Source organism: Rhizobium hidalgonense, from assembly GCF_002914525.1.
Lineage (GTDB): Bacteria > Pseudomonadota > Alphaproteobacteria > Rhizobiales > Rhizobiaceae > Rhizobium > Rhizobium hidalgonense.
The window spans coordinates 1-15,807 of record NZ_LODW01000041.1 but is presented as its reverse complement, the minus strand read 5'-3'; the positions used below and the strand labels follow the sequence as shown (position 1 = coordinate 15,807).

Here is a 15,807-nt window from a genome sequence, read left to right as displayed (position 1 = left end):
AGGACGCCCCATGTCGCAGGACCTTGCCGCCACCCTGACCAATCCGAGCATGTTGATCGCGCTCCTTGTCGCGATCGCGGTCTTCGCTACGTTTTATACGATCGCCGTCCCCTTCTTCGAACGCGGCGATCTCAACAAGCGCATGAAGGCCGTTTCGACCGAGCGCGAGCAGATCCGCGCGCGCGAACGCGCCCGCATGAACGCTGAACCCGGCGCCGGCAAGGCCTCGCTCAGGAACCAGAATAATCGTTCGGTCCGCCAGATCGTCGAGCGCTTCAACCTGCGCAAGGCGCTCGTCGACGAGAATACCGTCAACAAGCTGCGTGCCGCCGGTTTTCGCTCGGAGAATGCGCTGAATACCTTCCTCGTCGCGCGTTTCCTGCTGCCGTTCCTCTTCCTGGCGCTTGCCGCCGTCTGGGTCTTCGGCCTCGGCAATCTCGCCGAGAGGGGCATGCCCATCCGCCTGTTTGCCGTCATCGGCATCGGCTATCTCGGCTTCTACGCACCGAACATCTATATTTCGAACCGCATGGGCAAGCGTCAGCATTCGATCAAGCGTGCCTGGCCGGATGCGCTCGATCTGATGCTGATCTGCGTCGAATCCGGCATCTCGATCGAAGCGGCGATGCGTCGTGTGTCGGAAGAACTCGGCGAGCAGTCGCCGCCGCTGGCCGAGGAGATGGTGCTGACCACGGCCGAGCTCTCCTTTCTGCCTGATCGCCGGGTGGCGCTGGACAATCTTGCCACGCGCACGCAGATCGAGCTGGTACGCTCGGTCACGCAAGCGCTGATCCAGGCCGACCGCTATGGCACGCCGGTGGCGCAGGCGTTGCGCGTCCTCGCTCAGGAAGGACGCGACGAGCGTATGAACGAAGCGGAAAAGAAGGCGGCCGCCCTGCCGCCGAAACTGACGGTGCCGATGATCCTGTTCTTCCTGCCGGTGCTGATCGCCGTCATTCTCGGCCCGGCCGGCATCCAGGTGTCCGACAAGTTCTGATTCTTGCCGCCGTCTAAATCGGTTCCGATTTCAGGAATAATCCAGTAACCTTCGATCTCAAACGAGGGTTCTTGAATGTCTTCCGCGGGCGTTTTCATCAGCATCATGGCAGCCCTGGCGGTCGGCGCGATGAGCCCGGGCCCGAGCTTCGTCGTCGTCTCCAGGATTGCCATTTCGCGGTCACGGCTGGACGGTCTTGCGGCCGCACTCGGCATGGGCGCCGGCGGTGTGATTTTTGCCGTGCTGGCGCTCGCCGGTCTGACGGCGCTGCTGTCGCAGTTCGAATGGCTCTATATCCTGCTCAAAGTCGCAGGCGGCGCCTATCTCCTCTATATCGCCGTCAATATCTGGAGAGGTGCTGCGCAGCCGCTGGAGGTTTCCGACGCCGGCGATAGCCACCGCGCGCCGAGGCGCAGCTTCATGACCGCGCTGCTGACCCAGCTCAGCAACCCGAAGACCATCATCGTCTATGCCAGCCTCTTTGCCGCGCTTCTGCCAAGGTCGGTGCCGCTCGATCTCATGATCGCGCTGCCGCTCGGCGTCTTTGCGGTGGAAGCGGGGTGGTATTCGATCGTGGCGCTGGCCTTTTCGGCCCGCCATCCGCGGCGGCTTTATCTCGCGGCGAAGAGCTGGATCGACCGGGCCGCCGGTGCCGTCATGGGCAGCCTTGGACTTCGCCTCATTCTTTCAGGCCTGAGCGCCCGCTAAGACCCCCGTTAAGACTATTGTCAGTTGGTGTTGCCGCCGCCAGCGGCACCCTTGTCCTTGGCGGCAAGCTTCTGCCAGGAATTCTGCTGCGAGAGCATGCCGCGGAGATAGGCGACATTGGCGTCGGCCTGCTGCGGCGAGAGTTCGCGCCGCGCGATCTGCTCGGCTTCCGGGAAACGTCCCTGCAGGCCGACGACCAGGGCAAGGTTCTGCCTGACGCGGCTGTCGGCGGTCGGCTGGCCGGCGGCGGAGCGCAGATAGGTTTCGGCCGTGCGCAGATCGCCGGTCAGCACATAGGACATTCCGAGGTTGGAAAGGATGGAGGGCTCGTTCGGCTGAATGTCGAGCGCGTCGCGGTAGCGCTGCCGGGCGTCGCTTGCCCGGCCCATCTGATCGAGGATCGCGCCTTCCGCCGAGATCAGCTTCCAGTCCGGACGATCAGGTGTCTGAGCGCGGCCGATCGTGTCGAGCGCCTGCTGGAACTGGCCGGCCGCTGCCTGCGCCTTGCCGTAGGCGGCCAGCACGTTGCGGTCGGCGGGGTTGCTGATCGCCACCTGCTGCATGACGGCGAGCGCCTGCGCGTCACGGCCGTTCATCCGCAGCAGATTGGCATAGCTGACGCCGGTGACCGGATCGCGCGGGTTCTTTTCATAGGCCTGACCGAGCCGGTCGGTTGCCGAGCGCAGCTCGGTCGCGTCCATCTCCTCAACCGGCTTGGTGAGCTTCGGCACCGAGCCTGTCGTCATCCGATCCTTGGTCGTCGAGCAGCCGGCGAGTGCCAGGACGATCAGCGATGCGGCAGCGCCCTGCAGGATACGGTTGGTGAATGTGGTGGTGAGCGAGGCCGGCATGACGCGTTTCCCTGGATTCCGAAATCGGCGCCTGACCTCGAAGCGGAACAGGGAAAGGTTTGACGCAATCTTCGCTCCAGCAATAGTCTGTTAACCCTAACAGACCGTTAAGGAACGATCCCCTGACGACCGCCGAAGGACAATCATGGCCCCCTATCAGTTTATCGAGAGACCGACCCCTTTCAACACGAAGGGCGGCTCGACGCTGCCGATCTTTGCCGTCACTCCTGCCCATATCGAGACCGGCACGATCGATCCGATCGCGCTCGATTGGGCGCGCAGGGCTGGCTACAAGGCCGAAAGCGGGTCGCTGCTGCTGATCCCGACGGCCGAAGGCCATCTCGGCGGCGCGCTTTTTGGCCTCGGCACCAATCCGTCCGAACAGCCTTATATCACTGGCAGGCTCGCCCGGGCGCTGCCAGCCGGCGATTGGCACATCGAGACCGCGCCGCTGACGGCAAACCGCCTGGCGCTCGGCTTTGGTCTTGGCAGCTATCGTTTCGATCGCTACAAATCTGAAAAATCGCCGGCGGCGACGCTGATGATCCCCCGCGATGCCGACAGCGCCGACATCAAGCGCCAGCTCGCCGGCGTCTTCCTCGCCCGCGACCTCATCAATACGCCGACGAACGACATGGGGCCGAACCAGCTCGAAACCGTTTTTCGCGGCCTGGCCGCGCATTACAAGGCGGACGTATCGGTTATTACGGGCGACGAACTGCTCGAGCAGAATTTCCCACTGGTCCATACTGTCGGCCGCGCCAGCGCGGATGCGCCGCGCCTTCTCGAGCTGCGCTGGGGCAAGAAGGGCCATCGCAAGGTGACGCTCGTCGGCAAGGGCGTCTGCTTCGATACCGGCGGTCTCGATATCAAGCCCGCCGCCTCCATGCTGCTGATGAAGAAGGACATGGGTGGTGCTGCGAATGTCATGGGGCTTGCCCTGATGATCATGGACGCCAAGCTGAAGGTCGATCTGCGTGTTATCGTCCCGGTCGTCGAAAACGCCATCTCGTCCAATGCCTTCCGCCCCGGCGATATCTATCAGAGCCGCAAGGGCCTGACCGTCCAGATCGACAATACCGACGCCGAGGGCCGTCTGATTCTTGCCGATGCGCTTGCCTATGCCGACGAGGAAGAGCCCGATCTCCTGATCGACATGGCGACGCTGACGGGTGCCGCGCGTGTCGCTCTCGGTCCGGACCTCCCGCCCTTCTTCACCGATGACGCCAATCTGGCGCATGACCTGACCGAGGCGAGCCTGGAAACGGACGATCCGATCTGGCGCTTGCCGCTCTATTCCGGTTACGAGAAGGATATCCGCGCCAAATTTGCCGACCTGACAAATGCGCCGGCCGGCGGCATGGCGGGGGCGATCACCGCGGCCCTCTTCCTCAAGCGTTTCGTCGGCAAGGCGAAGAGCTGGGCGCATTTCGACATTTACGGCTGGGCTCAATCCGAGCGGCCGCATTCGCCGGGCGGCGGCGAGGCACAGACGATCCGCGCGCTCTTTCATCATATCCGCGAGAGCCTGCGCTGAACGCTGCACCAGGGCATGAGGGACGATCGCATGATCCCGGTTCAGGCATTGCCCCTCGCTGCCGATCGTTAAAATTTTATTCACCCTGCCGGGCGGCAATTCCTGCCGCCTCTTGCATGTCAATGCCAACTGCCGGAAAATGAAACGTTAGCGTAACGATTTTCCGGAGGGGCCGTGCCGATCGAACTGACCGCCTCGCAGGCGCTGGGGCTCTGGCACGGCGTGGCGCTCGATCAGGTCCGCCACGATGACCGCGATTTGACGTTGCGCCAAATGGCGATCCTGCTGCATATTTATCTGGTGCCGCCGCCGCATACGGTGCGCGGGCTTGCCGCGACACTCGATGTCACCAAGCCGGTCATTACCCGCGCCTTGGACACGATGGGCGAGATGGGCCTGGTCGATCGTGTGCGCGACGATACCGACCGGCGCAGCGTGATCATCAAGCGGACCGTCGGCGGCGCGCTGTACCTGGAAAAGCTCGGCGACCTCGTCCGTGATCAGGCCCGCCGGCTACCGCTCTGAAAGGAATCCCAATGACGATGCTCGACCGCCGCCTGCATGCCTATCGGCCCGATCTCGCCGAAGCGGGACTCGAAGGCAAGGTAGAGGCGTCGCGCTTCGTCGAGGGCGCCCCGGCCCGCATTGCCGTTCCGGTCGCCGGCTTGCGCCCAGAACCGAACCTTGCGCGCGGCATCGATACCGAACTGCTTCTTGGCGAGGATGTGACGGTGTTCGATCGCGCCGACGGCTGGTGTTGGGTGAAAGCCGCTTCGGACGGCTATGTCGGTTATCTCCCCGCAGAAGCGCTTTCGCAAGGCGGGCCGGCGCCGACTCATATCGTCGCCGTGCAGCGGACCTTCCTTTATCCGGAACCGGAGCTGCGCAAACCCCACCAGGCCATCCTGTCGATGGGAAGCCGCATCCATGTGGCCGGCGAGGCGGAAGCGCGCGGCAATCGCTATGTCATGCTGGAGGATGGAACCGCGATCTTCGCCAGGCATGTCCAGCCCATCGGCGGGCTTGACGGCGCCGATTACGTCGAGATCGCCGCCCGTTTCCTGGAGACGCCCTATCTCTGGGGTGGACGGTCCGGCCTTGGCATCGATTGTTCCGGCCTCGTCCAGCTGGCGATGCTAATGACCGGCAGAGCTGCGCCACGTGATACCGACATGCAGGCAGCCGGCCTTGGCCGGCCGATCGACCGCTCTGAAATCTGCCGCGGCGACCTGGTGTTCTGGAAGGGCCATGTTGCCGTGTTCGAGGATCCGGAAACCATCCTGAACGCCAACGGCCACAGCATGACGGTGGCGCGCGAGAATTTCGAGGCCGCCGTCAAACGTATCGGCTGGCTCTACGAGCAGCCGACCGGCTACCGCCGCCCGACCGGCTGATCAGCGTCGCATCTCGCGCGGGTCCAGAAGATCGCGCAAACCGTCGCCGAGCATGTTGAAACCGAAGACGGTGAGCGCGATGGCAAGGCCGGGCAGGATCGCCAGCCAGGGGGCGAACGCCAGATAGGTTTGCGCATCGGCCAGCATCCGCCCCCAGCTCGGCGCCGGCGGCGCCAAGCCGAGCCCGAGGAAGCTGAGACCAGCTTCGGTCAGGATCGCCAGCCCCAGCTGAATGGCGCCGTGCACGATGATCTGGCTGATGATATTCGGCAGCACATGGCGCAGCGAAATCGTCAGGCGTGTATTGCCGATCGCGCGCGCCGCCATAACATAGTCGCGGCTCCAAGCCTGCAGCGAAGTGGCAAGCGTCACTCGGGCAAAGACCGGGATCATGAAGACGGCGATCGCGGTGATTGCGGTAAAGCGGCCGGGCCCGAGAAAGGCGCCGAGCACCATGGCGGATAGGATCGGCGGCAGCGCGAAAATGACGTCGCAGATGCGCATCAGGAGCGTTTCGAAAAGGCCGCGGATCGCCGCGGCCGAAATGCCGGCGATCGAGCCGAGCGTCCCGCCGATCGCAACCGCGGTGATGGCCACCGACAGCGAATTCCAGCATCCCGCCATCAGCATCGACAGCACGTCTCGGCCGAATTGATCGGTGCCGAGCAGGCCGAAGGCGAGCGGCGGCTGCAGCTTGTGGATGATCTGCATTTTTGCCGGCGGCAGCGGCGTCCAGACGAGCGACAGCAGCGCCACGGCAACCAGCAGGCCGACAACCACCGCTCCGAAAACCAGGTTCATTCGCCGGCTAAGTTTGAAGACACGGCGGCGGCTTGCAAATGAGGCGGATACCAGGGGTGCCATGCTTCAGGCCACCTTTCTCATCCGCGGATCGATCGCCAGATAGGAGAGGTCGACGATGAAATTCACCACGATGACCATGGCTGCGAAGAACAGCACGACATCCTGCATGACGACGATGTCGCGCTGGGAAAGTGCCTGGAGCGCGAGCCGCCCGAGGCCGGGTAGGTTGAAGACGTTTTCCACCAGCACCGCGCCGGCGACCAGAAAGGTGAATTGCAGGCCGACCATGGTGAGGATCGGGATCAGCGCATTCGGCACCACATGCCGCCACAGCACCGCGTTGCGTGAGAGACCTTTGGCGACGGCGGTACGGGCAAAATCCTCATGCAGCGTCTCCAGCACCGCTGACCGCGTCACCCGCGTCAACACCCCCGCCTGCGGCATCGCCAGCGCGACGGCCGGCATGAGCAGCGCCTGCAATGCCGGCAACAGACCGGCGCTCCAGCCGGGGAAACCACCGGCCGGCATCAGTCCGAGCATTGTCGAAAACAGGATGATCAACAGCAGTGCCACCCAGAAGGCGGGCACGGCAATGCTGATCTGCGAAAACAGCGTCGCGATGATGTCGAAGACACCGCCGCGGCGTGCGGCGGCCAGCACCCCGAGCGGCAGGGCCATCGCCACCGAAAGCACGACCGCCATCAATGCCAGCGGCAGCGTCACCGCCAGCCGCTCGACGATCAATCCCGCGACCGGGACGCCATAGGTCAGGGAATTGCCGAGATCGCCGGAGAGTACCCCGGCCAGCCATTGGCCGTAACGCAGGATGAGTGGCTGATCGAGCCCGAGATCGTGACGTAGCGCCGCTATGGTCTCCGGGCTTGCCGAGGTGCCGAGCATGATCGAGGCGGCATCGCCCGGCAGGAGATCCATGACGGTGAAGATCAGCAGCGAGACGATGAAAAGGGTGAGCAGGAGACCGGCGAAGCGGCGGGCGAGGAGGTTGATCATGGGCGACGGCCTTTCGACGCCGTATCGCAGTCCTCCCGTTCGCTGGCGAGGGGGTTGGCTAGAAAGCCAACCCCGCTCTCCGTCATCCTCGGCCTTGCTGTAGATAGGTGCGGCGTGGATGCTCGACTCAAGGCCGAGCATGACGGAGGGTGGGGCGGGCAGAAAGAGTCATTCAAGGCGCCCGCGTCAGGCACCAAGTAATGTCGGCCGAGGCTGAACCGACTTGACGAGGCTTGAAGCGGGATGCGCACTAAATCGGCCAAATTCATGTCAGGTCTCACAAGGCCATCACGTCATAGCATCCAGGCCCGCCTCAATCCCCCCAAGAAACCCCAGACAGCACATTCGACGGAATCGGCTCGCTCTCCCACAGCCCCTTCAGCTTCTTGTCCCAGACGCCGAGTTTCGGCATGACGAAGAGGTAGAGCGCCGGCACGTCCTCGGCGAGAATCTTCTGCGCCTCGCCATAGATCGCGTTCTGCGCGGCGGGGTCGGCAGTTTCCTGGACCTTCTTCATCAGTGCGTTGAAGGTCGGGTTCTTGTAGTTGAAATAATAGGGATCCCTGGCGTAGATGTCGATGTCGAGCGGCTCGGCATGGGCGACGACCGTCATGTCGAAGTTGCGGTCCTTCATGATGTCCTGAACCCATTTGGCCGGAAACTCGGTCGGTTCGATATTCATCGTCACGCCGATCTCGGCAAACATCGCCTGCATGACCTCAGCACTGCGCGGAGCATAGGCCATTTGCGGTGATTTAATCGTGAAGGTGAAGCCGTTGGGATAGCCGGCTTCGGCAAGCAGCGCCTTCGCCTTCTCGACGTCATAGGGCAGCACATCAGTCATATCCTGATAGCCCGGATCGTTCGGCGTGTAATGGCTGCCGATCGGCGTGCCGAGGCCGGACCATGCGCCGTCGATCACCGTCTTGCGGTCGATCGCCATCATCAGCGCCTGGCGCACGCGTTTGTCGTCGAACGGCTTCCTGGCATTATTCATGCCGGCGACGACCTTGAGCTCGGTATTGCCGATCCTGGTGACGAGCCTTGCATCGCCGTCGAAAGAATTCATCAGCTCCGGTGCGGCAAATTCCGGAAAGGCATCGAGATCGCCGGATTTCAGCGCCGCCGCCTGCGCCTGCGGATCGGCGATGAAGCGGAAGGTCACCTTGTCGAGCTTGGCGGCCGCAGCCTTGTTCCAATAATCGGCATTCTTTTCCAGTTCGACCTTGGTACCCTTCGACCAGCCGGCAAATTTGAACGGGCCGGTGCCGATCGGCGTCACCTTGTCGTCGGCGGCTGTCTTGGGCGCGACCATAACCGACGCCGGCCAGCCGAGCCAATAGATCAGGCTGCCGGTCGGCGCCGAAAGATGCAGCACCAGCGTTTCGGCGTCGGGCGTGTCGATCGAGGCGATCGAGGCGAAGAAGCGTTTCTGCGGATTGACCGAATCGGCTCCGCGGGCCCGGTCGAGCGAATATTTGGCGCTGGCGGCATCGAAAGCCTCGCCGTCGTGGAACGTGACGCCGGCCTGCAGCTTGAACGTATAGGTGAGGCCATCGGGCGAAATTTCCCAGCTCTTCGCAAGCTGCGGCCGGATCTTGCCGGCCTGGTCGATCGTCACCAGTCCCTCGAACACGTTCTGCCAGGTCACCTGGCCGATCGCCACCGGTGCCGCGATCGTCGGATCGAGGCCGGTGGGCTCGACGCTCATGCCGAGAACGAGGGTAGTCTTCGCTGCCTCGGCCGGCACCATCGCCGCCATGATGAGTCCTCCCGCAAGCGCAGCCGTGAGAGAGAGCTGCCGGGCGAAGCGCGCCGAAGGCACAAAGGAAACCTTGATCATCCTGTCCCTGTCTGGCCGCGCTTTAAAGCGAAGGCCTCTGTGAATAGGGCTGCACACATTTTAGCGATTTTTCGCGCTAGGTGTAGCCGAAATAGATACACAGCAAATCCGTTGCAAATTCAAGCGCCGGCGTTAGCCTATGGCCTCCGGCCGGCGGCCCGTTCTTTCGCGCATGAAGTTCTCGATGAAATCGACCAATGTCGCCGCAGCAAAAGACAGCTGTCGGTCCGGCGAGACGCAGAGGTCGACATGGGTGCGGATGCCGGTCTTGCCGGCAAGCGGGATGGCTCGCAACTGGTCTGCTTCGATCTCGCGGCGAACGGCAAGCGCCGGCAGCAACGTGGCCGCAGCCCCGCTGAGAACGAGCTCCTTCAGCATCTCGATCGAACTGGTGACGAAAACGGGATCGAGATCCAGCCCCTCTTTTTCGATCAGCGCGTCGAAGGCCTGACGGAAGCCAAAGGAATGCTCCGGCAATGCCAATGGGTAGTCGGCAAGGTTCCTCAAGGAAATATCAGTCTGCGCGGCGGCCGGATGCTGCGGCGTGACGATGAGATCATAAGCGATCTCGGAGCGCAGCCGTATCTTCGTACCCGAGATCGGCGGTGAAAACAGCGTCACGGCGATATCCGCTGCGGCGCTGCTGACGGCGTCGACTGCCTGCCGCGCGCTGCTGATCGTCACCGTAAAGCGCAGCTTTGGATATTTCAGGCTGAATTCTGCAAGCACCGGCGCCAGCAGACTGGTTAGTGTGGCGCCATTGGCATAGATGCTGACATGGCCGTGTTGCAGACCCTTGAGGTCGTCGATGAGTTGCTGCACGTGATCGAGTTCGCGCAGCGTACGGCCGGCGCGGGCGGCAAGCAGCTCGCCTGCGGCCGTCAGCCTGACGCCTCGGGAGCTGCGCTCGACGAGCGATGCGCCGAAATGAGATTCGAGGTTTTCGATCTGCCGGCTGATCGCCGTCGGTGCGACATTGAGGTTCTCGGCCGCCTGGCGCATCGAATTGGTCTTGACCAACTCGTCGAAATACATCAGCGCCCGGATCTGCATTCACGTCTCTCCGCCATTCGGCATGTTCGATCTGTCCATCCATGTCGCCCGGTTGCGGGATAACGACATGCATGAAAACAACGAGCTTCAGGTTGCGACCCTATTCAATCAATGACCATTGGGATAGCGGTCGCGCCATGCCATTTGCGCCCCCTCGACCGGAAGGGCGCTCGCCATGTAGACGCCGCGGGCGATCGCCCGCGCCATGACGATGGTGGCAAGGTGGCAAAGCTCCATCAGGCTCGCCATGTCGTCACGTCGATGCCTGGCCGTCGAAGCGGCAAAGATCGTGTCGCCGTCGAGCGGCAGGTGCGCCGGCAGCAGCGCTCGGGCCAGACCGTCATGGCCGGCGAGCGAAAGTCGGTGCGCCTCGGCCTTGGTCAGCTGCGCGTCGGTCACCACCGCGCCGATCGTCGTCGCCGGCGTGTCCATCCCTTTCAGCCGCATCCGGTGGTCGGCCACCGCAGGCATGCCGAGCCCGCCGAATTCTGCGTCTTGTTCGAAGGGTGCCGCCCAGAAATGCGGCCCGTCAGCGATCGTTGCCGAGCCGAGCGCATTGACGGCGACGATGGCCGCGACACGATGGCCGGCGCTGCTGACGGCGCTGGCTGAGCCGAGCCCGCCCTTGGAAGTGGCCGTCGTCGCCCCGGTCCCGGCGCCGGCGGTGCCGAGTTCAAATGCGCCCTTGGCGGCCGCCTTCACAGCCGCATAACCCATGTCGCGATAGGGCGAGTGCAGGCCCCAATCCTTGTCGCCGCCGTTCAGCAGATCCATCAGGATCGCCTGCGGCACGATCGGTATGCGCACCGGCCCGACGGCGAAGCCACGGCCGAGTTCGCGCAATCCCGCCTGCACGCCGCCGGCGGCATCGAGCCCGAAAGCCGAGCCGCCGGAGAGCACGAAGGCATCGACGGCGTTGACGGTCATCGACGGGTCGAGCAGGCCGGTGTCTCGCCCGCCCGGCGCACCGCCGAGCACCGTGCCGGACGCAACGGCCGGTTCGTCGAAGACGATGACCGTGACGCCGGAACCAAGCACGAGGTCGGTCGCGTGCCCGACGGAAACGCCGTCGATATCGGTGAGCAGATTGAGAAGGTCGGGCAAGGGCGGATCCTTATGCGGAAAGGCCGCCGATAGGACTGCAATTGCCCTCAAAAAACAAGACCGGCCCCAAATGGCGGGACCGGTCGGACAGCGGGAAAGGCCGTGAATGCGATGCCGGCCGCATGCCGTCAGGCATGAAGCGGCTTCGGATGACGGCGGGTCATCAGATCGTGGATGGCCAGCCGCACCTCATCGGGCGAGCCGAAACGCTGCTCGTCGAGGTCGTGGACATGAAATTTCACGGCGATGAATTTCAGCCGGTCTTCATCGGGAATGACGATCCCGACGGGAACGCCTGCATATTCGATAACTTGCTTCTTCATAGATAGAACTCCTGCCGCGCGAGATGCACAGCCATGGCGAATTGACTTGTCTGGTACCGTTGAAAGGAGGACGAACGTCACATTCGACAGTTCGGGCGGGAGAGGGCGCCCGGACGGTCATTGCCAAGCGCTGATCGCCCAAGGAGATCGGCGAGAATATCGATGTCTATCATGCTCGTTCCTTGCGTTGGCGTTGCGCTTGAGTGGTCCCGGAAGAGCCCGGGGCCGGTGATGGCTGTCTTTGATAATCTACTAACTTGATAGAGATTACCCGATAGCCTGCCAGAAACATATTCCGAAACGTGTCAAAATATCGGCGATCCGAAAAAATTCATTCCGCCGAAGTTTGAACTTACAGAAAGAAACATATCAGCTCTTCGTAAAATTCACATGACAGAATCAGAGTTTCATCGATCACCGCGGCAGACATAGGAAGCCTTGCTGTCTCCGGCAATGGGCCATTTCGTTAAAATCGAAATGCCTCGAAATGACCGATTTGGTTAATGCCGAAAGACCCATGTCACCAGCCCTCGTCGAGCACCTTTTCCAGCATGTCCGCGAAGAAATCGGCGCTTTCGATACTGAGGCAGAGCGGCGGCTTGATCTTCAGCACATTTTGGTGATCGCCGGTCGGCTGCATGATGACGCCGAGATCGAGCAGCCGGTCGCAGATGGCAGCCGTCTCTTCCGTCGCCGGCTCCAGCGTCGTTCTGTCGCGGACGAATTCGAGGCCGAGATAAAGGCCCATGCCGTGCACGGCGCCGGCGATCGGATAACGGTCGATCAGCGCCGCAAGCCGCGCCTTGAGATGATCGCCGACCGTCCGGGCATTTTCCTGCAGCGCCTCCTCGGCCATGATGTCGAGCACCGTCATGCCGGCGATGCAGCTGACCGGGCTGCCGCCGGTGGAGGAAAAGAAAGTGCCTTCCTTCTCCAGCGACTGCGCGATCTCCCGCCTGGTGATGACGGCGCCGAGCGGATGGCCGTTGCCCATGCCCTTGGCGACGGTGATGATATCGGGCACCACCCTTTGCTGCTCGAAACCCCAGAAATAATGGCCGAGCCTGGAATAACCGACCTGCACCTCATCGGCGATGCAGAGGCCGCCGCGGGCGCGCACCTCTGAATAGACCTGGCTTAGATAATTGTCCGGCAGCGGAATGCCGCCAGCATTGCCGTAGACCGATTCGCAGATGAAGCCGGCAAGGCCCTCGCCGCGGGCATCGATCGCCTCCAGCACGGGCGTTATGGCGCCGAGATAGCTGGCCGCCGTATCGGGACCGCGGAATGCGCCGCGATAGGTATTCGGCGACAACACCGCATGCACCCAGTCCGGTCGGGTGGTCAGCGCCTGCGGATTGTCGGCGATCGAAGTGGAGACGGCGTCGCTCGCCGCCGACCAGCCATGATAGGCTTCGAGCAGGCAGAGCATGTTGCGCGCGCCGCTGTGAGCCTGCGCCAGCCGGATCGCCAGATCATTCGCCTCCGAGCCGCTATTGACCAGGAAGACCGTATCGAGCCCATCCGGGGCCAGTGCGGCAAGGCGTTCGGAAAATTCCGCGATCGCGGCATAATGGAAGCGCGAATTGGTATTGAGCCGCAGCCATTGGGCGCTGATCGCCGCCGCGACCTTTGGATGGCCGTGGCCGAGAATGGAGACGTTGTTGACCATATCGAGATAGGCCCGGCCCTCGACGTCGAACAAATGCTCCCGCCAGCCGCGCTCGATTTGCGGCGGCGCCGCGTAATAGTTCTTCTGCGCTCCTGCAAGATGCGCCTGCCGCCTGGCGAGCAGCTCGGCGGCTTCCGGTCTCGGCGCATCGGCTTGCCTGTCGAGAAGCAGCGCGGCAGAAGGGCAGAGCACCGACCAGGCTGGCGCCTCGCGCGGTGTGGCAAAGAGCGGCGGCTCGAGCCCGGCGAAGCGGCAAAGCTGCACGCGCAGCCCGCCGAGCGACGACGCCTCGCCGACAACCGTGCCGAGCGGGTCGCCGGCGGCGATCTCGGCCTCATCCTCGACCGAGAGGTCGAGCCCGTCGAGGTGAAGGGTCATGCTGTCGCTGGTCAGCGTCAGATGCTGGTCCTTCCAGCCGACGCGGCCGGCAAAGGGCGCGGCGATCGCGCTGCCTGCGGCAAGGCAGATGTCGACATGCAGGGCACAGGTCGCCTGTCTCCTGGCGGTTCCCGCCCGAGAAAGCCGATATTCGCCATAGCGCGTCGCTGCCGTCCCGTTTTCGGTCGCAGCGCGAGCAAGCAGCCGCCAGTCCATGTCGGAATTCAGCCAGTTGCCGGCAGAAAAATACGGGCTGCGCACCCCAAGGTCGACATAGGCGATCCCGGCAGGATCGATGTCGGGCAGCAACGGCAGCCATTCCGACGTTTCCGGGGCGGCAATGTTAGCGCCGGCCGCCTTGAGGATCGCCGCTTCCATCAGCTCGAAGGGAACGGACATCGCCGTATCGAAGATCGCCCATTCGCGGTCGAGATTGCCGCGGACATAGTCATTATCCGGATCGACCGAAATCTGCTGCTCGCCGCTGGCGACAAGAATAACCGCGCGCGCCACCACCAATGGCCAGAGCGCCTTCAGCTCCTCTTCGGTCAGCGGATAGATCGCCTGATAGGCGGTGACGGCAGGCAGGATATGAAAAGGGTCGCCCTCTGCCTGATGCAGCAATGAAGCGCAGGTGACGGCGAGGTCGCCGACCAGCCAGCCGCGGATGATGTCGCCGAAATCGATCACCCCGTCGGGGATGGTGTGGCCATGGACATTGCGGTGACCGACGACATTGTCACCGGTGACGTCGTGATGCACCGCCTGCAGCCGGAGCGACGGCGCCAGCGGCTGGATGCGGCGAACGGCCATCACCATGGTCTTGGCGATCCGGTCGCGCGCGGCGCTGTCGGTGATGGCGGTAAGCAGCTGCACCGCGACCGGCCCGGCCCGCCTCAAATCCCATTGCAGGCTGCGGTCGAGGCCGGGATGATTGAAATCGGCAAGCGCCTGCGCCAGTCTTGCGCAGAGGGCGCCGAGTGCGGCGACGGAAGCCGGCGCCACATAATTCAGCTCCGTCAGCCCCTGGCCTTCCAGATATTCCAGCAGCCGGACCTGGTAGCCCTGTCCGCGCACGGTCAGCACGACGATCTCCCGCCCGTCATCGGTGGCGATCACGTTGGGAACGCGTGGCGCATCCTGCCTGCTCTTGAGGTGATGGATCGCGGCATTCTGCGCCTCGAGTTCGCGGGTCTCGTAGGCGACATGGCAGATCTTCAGGACGTAGCGACCGCGATCGCTATCGACGCGGTAGTTCCGATCCTGCTGGCTGCCGAGTTCGGCAAGGGTGCCGGACAGGCTGTAATGGGCGAGAAGAATCTCTTCCGCGTCGGCAACGGTCACGTCCGGACGCGGCAGCGCCATGCGATCAACAAGCGCCTCGTCGGTCATGACACCCACCCCTCCCGCAGCATGATTCGATTACCTATTGAAAGCGATAATCAAATACTTGCTGCTGGCAGGCAACGGGAGATTGTCGTTTGCCAGCAAAAGAGGTGTGGGTCTCGGCCGCGCTCAACCCATGCGTTCGGAAGCGTAGCTGCCGGGGCTGGCCGGGAAGACCACGGTTCGATTGCCGTTGATGAAGGTGCGGTGGTGGATATGGGCGTGGATGGCGCGCGCCAGCACCTGGCTTTCGACATCGCGGCCGATCGAGACATAATCATCCGGCGACTGCGCATGGGTGATGCGCGCCGTGTCCTGCTCGATGATCGGGCCTTCGTCGAGATCGGCGGTGACGTAATGGGCGGTCGCGCCGATCAGCTTGACGCCGCGGCCGTAGGCCTGCTTGTAAGGATTGGCGCCCTTGAAGCTTGGCAGGAAGGAGTGGTGGATGTTGATGATCTTGCCCGACATCTTCTGGCACATCTCATCCGACAGGATCTGCATGTAGCGGGCAAGCACGATCAGTTCGGTGCCGGTCTGCTCGGCCACATCCATGATACGGGCTTCGGCCTGCACCTTGTTGGCCTTGGTGACCGGGATATGGTGGAAGGGGATGTCGTGATTGACCACGACCTTCTGGTAGTCGAAATGGTTGGAGACGACGCCGACGATATCGATCGGCAGGGCGCCGATCTTCCAGCGGTAGAGCAGGTCGTTGAGGCAGTGGCCGAAGCGCGACACCATCA

The 15,807-nt window shown here is 63.2% G+C and carries 14 protein-coding genes; 5 read left to right on the top strand and 9 right to left on the bottom strand.

Annotation, left to right across the window (positions count from 1 at the left end; translation table 11 throughout):
- Nucleotides 1–10 precede the first annotated feature (10 nt).
- Both ATY29_RS03855 and ATY29_RS03850 read left to right on the top strand, forming a co-directional pair.
- Nucleotides 11–997 (top strand): type II secretion system F family protein, encoded by a 987-nt coding sequence (locus ATY29_RS03855; protein WP_003571077.1) that lies wholly within the window; start codon nucleotides 11–13, stop codon nucleotides 995–997.
- Nucleotides 998–1,072: 75 nt separating this feature from the next.
- Nucleotides 1,073–1,705, top strand: a complete 633-nt coding sequence (locus tag ATY29_RS03850; RefSeq protein WP_025417501.1) for a LysE family translocator — start codon at nucleotides 1,073–1,075, stop codon at nucleotides 1,703–1,705.
- Nucleotides 1,706–1,725: 20 nt separating this feature from the next.
- Here the strand turns inward: ATY29_RS03850 and ATY29_RS03845 are convergent, their stop codons facing one another.
- Nucleotides 1,726–2,556, bottom strand: a complete 831-nt coding sequence (locus ATY29_RS03845) for a tetratricopeptide repeat protein (protein WP_025417502.1) — start codon at nucleotides 2,554–2,556, stop codon at nucleotides 1,726–1,728.
- Between the two features lie 145 nt (nucleotides 2,557–2,701).
- On the opposite strand from ATY29_RS03845, the gene ATY29_RS03840 reads away from it, so the two are divergent.
- The 3 genes from ATY29_RS03840 to ATY29_RS03830 all read left to right on the top strand — a co-directional run bounded on the left by ATY29_RS03840 (nucleotide 2,702) and on the right by ATY29_RS03830 (nucleotide 5,487).
- Nucleotides 2,702–4,093, top strand: a complete 1,392-nt coding sequence (locus ATY29_RS03840; protein ID WP_025417503.1) for a leucyl aminopeptidase family protein — start codon at nucleotides 2,702–2,704, stop codon at nucleotides 4,091–4,093.
- A gap of 174 nt (nucleotides 4,094–4,267) precedes the next feature.
- Nucleotides 4,268–4,618: a MarR family transcriptional regulator gene (locus ATY29_RS03835; protein ID WP_003571073.1), complete on the top strand. Its 351-nt coding sequence runs from the start codon at nucleotides 4,268–4,270 to the stop codon at nucleotides 4,616–4,618.
- A gap of 11 nt (nucleotides 4,619–4,629) precedes the next feature.
- Nucleotides 4,630–5,487: a C40 family peptidase gene (locus tag ATY29_RS03830; RefSeq protein WP_097535247.1), complete on the top strand. Its 858-nt coding sequence runs from the start codon at nucleotides 4,630–4,632 to the stop codon at nucleotides 5,485–5,487.
- Here the strand turns inward: ATY29_RS03830 and ATY29_RS03825 are convergent, their stop codons facing one another.
- The 8 genes from ATY29_RS03825 to ATY29_RS03790 all read right to left on the bottom strand — a co-directional run.
- On the bottom strand, nucleotides 5,488–6,351 hold the full coding sequence (locus tag ATY29_RS03825) for an ABC transporter permease (RefSeq protein ID WP_097535245.1): 864 nt from the start codon (nucleotides 6,349–6,351) through the stop codon (nucleotides 5,488–5,490).
- Nucleotides 6,352–6,354: 3 nt separating this feature from the next.
- Entirely contained in the window at nucleotides 6,355–7,302 is a 948-nt protein-coding gene (locus ATY29_RS03820; RefSeq protein WP_097535243.1) for an ABC transporter permease, read from the bottom strand.
- Nucleotides 7,303–7,615: 313 nt separating this feature from the next.
- Complete coding sequence (locus ATY29_RS03815) at nucleotides 7,616–9,145, bottom strand: ABC transporter substrate-binding protein (RefSeq protein WP_097535241.1); 1,530 nt, start codon at nucleotides 9,143–9,145, stop codon at nucleotides 7,616–7,618.
- A 132-nt stretch (nucleotides 9,146–9,277) separates the two neighbouring features.
- On the bottom strand, nucleotides 9,278–10,198 hold the full coding sequence (locus ATY29_RS03810) for a LysR family transcriptional regulator (RefSeq protein ID WP_097535239.1): 921 nt from the start codon (nucleotides 10,196–10,198) through the stop codon (nucleotides 9,278–9,280).
- Between the two features lie 108 nt (nucleotides 10,199–10,306).
- Nucleotides 10,307–11,302 (bottom strand): P1 family peptidase, encoded by a 996-nt coding sequence (locus ATY29_RS03805; protein WP_097535237.1) that lies wholly within the window; start codon nucleotides 11,300–11,302, stop codon nucleotides 10,307–10,309.
- A gap of 128 nt (nucleotides 11,303–11,430) precedes the next feature.
- Nucleotides 11,431–11,625 carry a hypothetical protein gene (locus tag ATY29_RS03800; protein WP_003544544.1) on the bottom strand — a complete coding sequence of 65 codons (195 nt, stop codon included), beginning with the start codon at nucleotides 11,623–11,625 and terminating at the stop codon, nucleotides 11,431–11,433.
- 520 nt (nucleotides 11,626–12,145) lie between these two features.
- Nucleotides 12,146–15,067, bottom strand: coding sequence for an aminotransferase (locus ATY29_RS03795; protein ID WP_097535235.1), 2,922 nt, complete (start codon nucleotides 15,065–15,067; stop codon nucleotides 12,146–12,148).
- A gap of 123 nt (nucleotides 15,068–15,190) precedes the next feature.
- The coding region (locus ATY29_RS03790; protein WP_103671191.1) for a formyltetrahydrofolate deformylase at nucleotides 15,191–15,807 on the bottom strand (617 nt) is incomplete at its 5' end.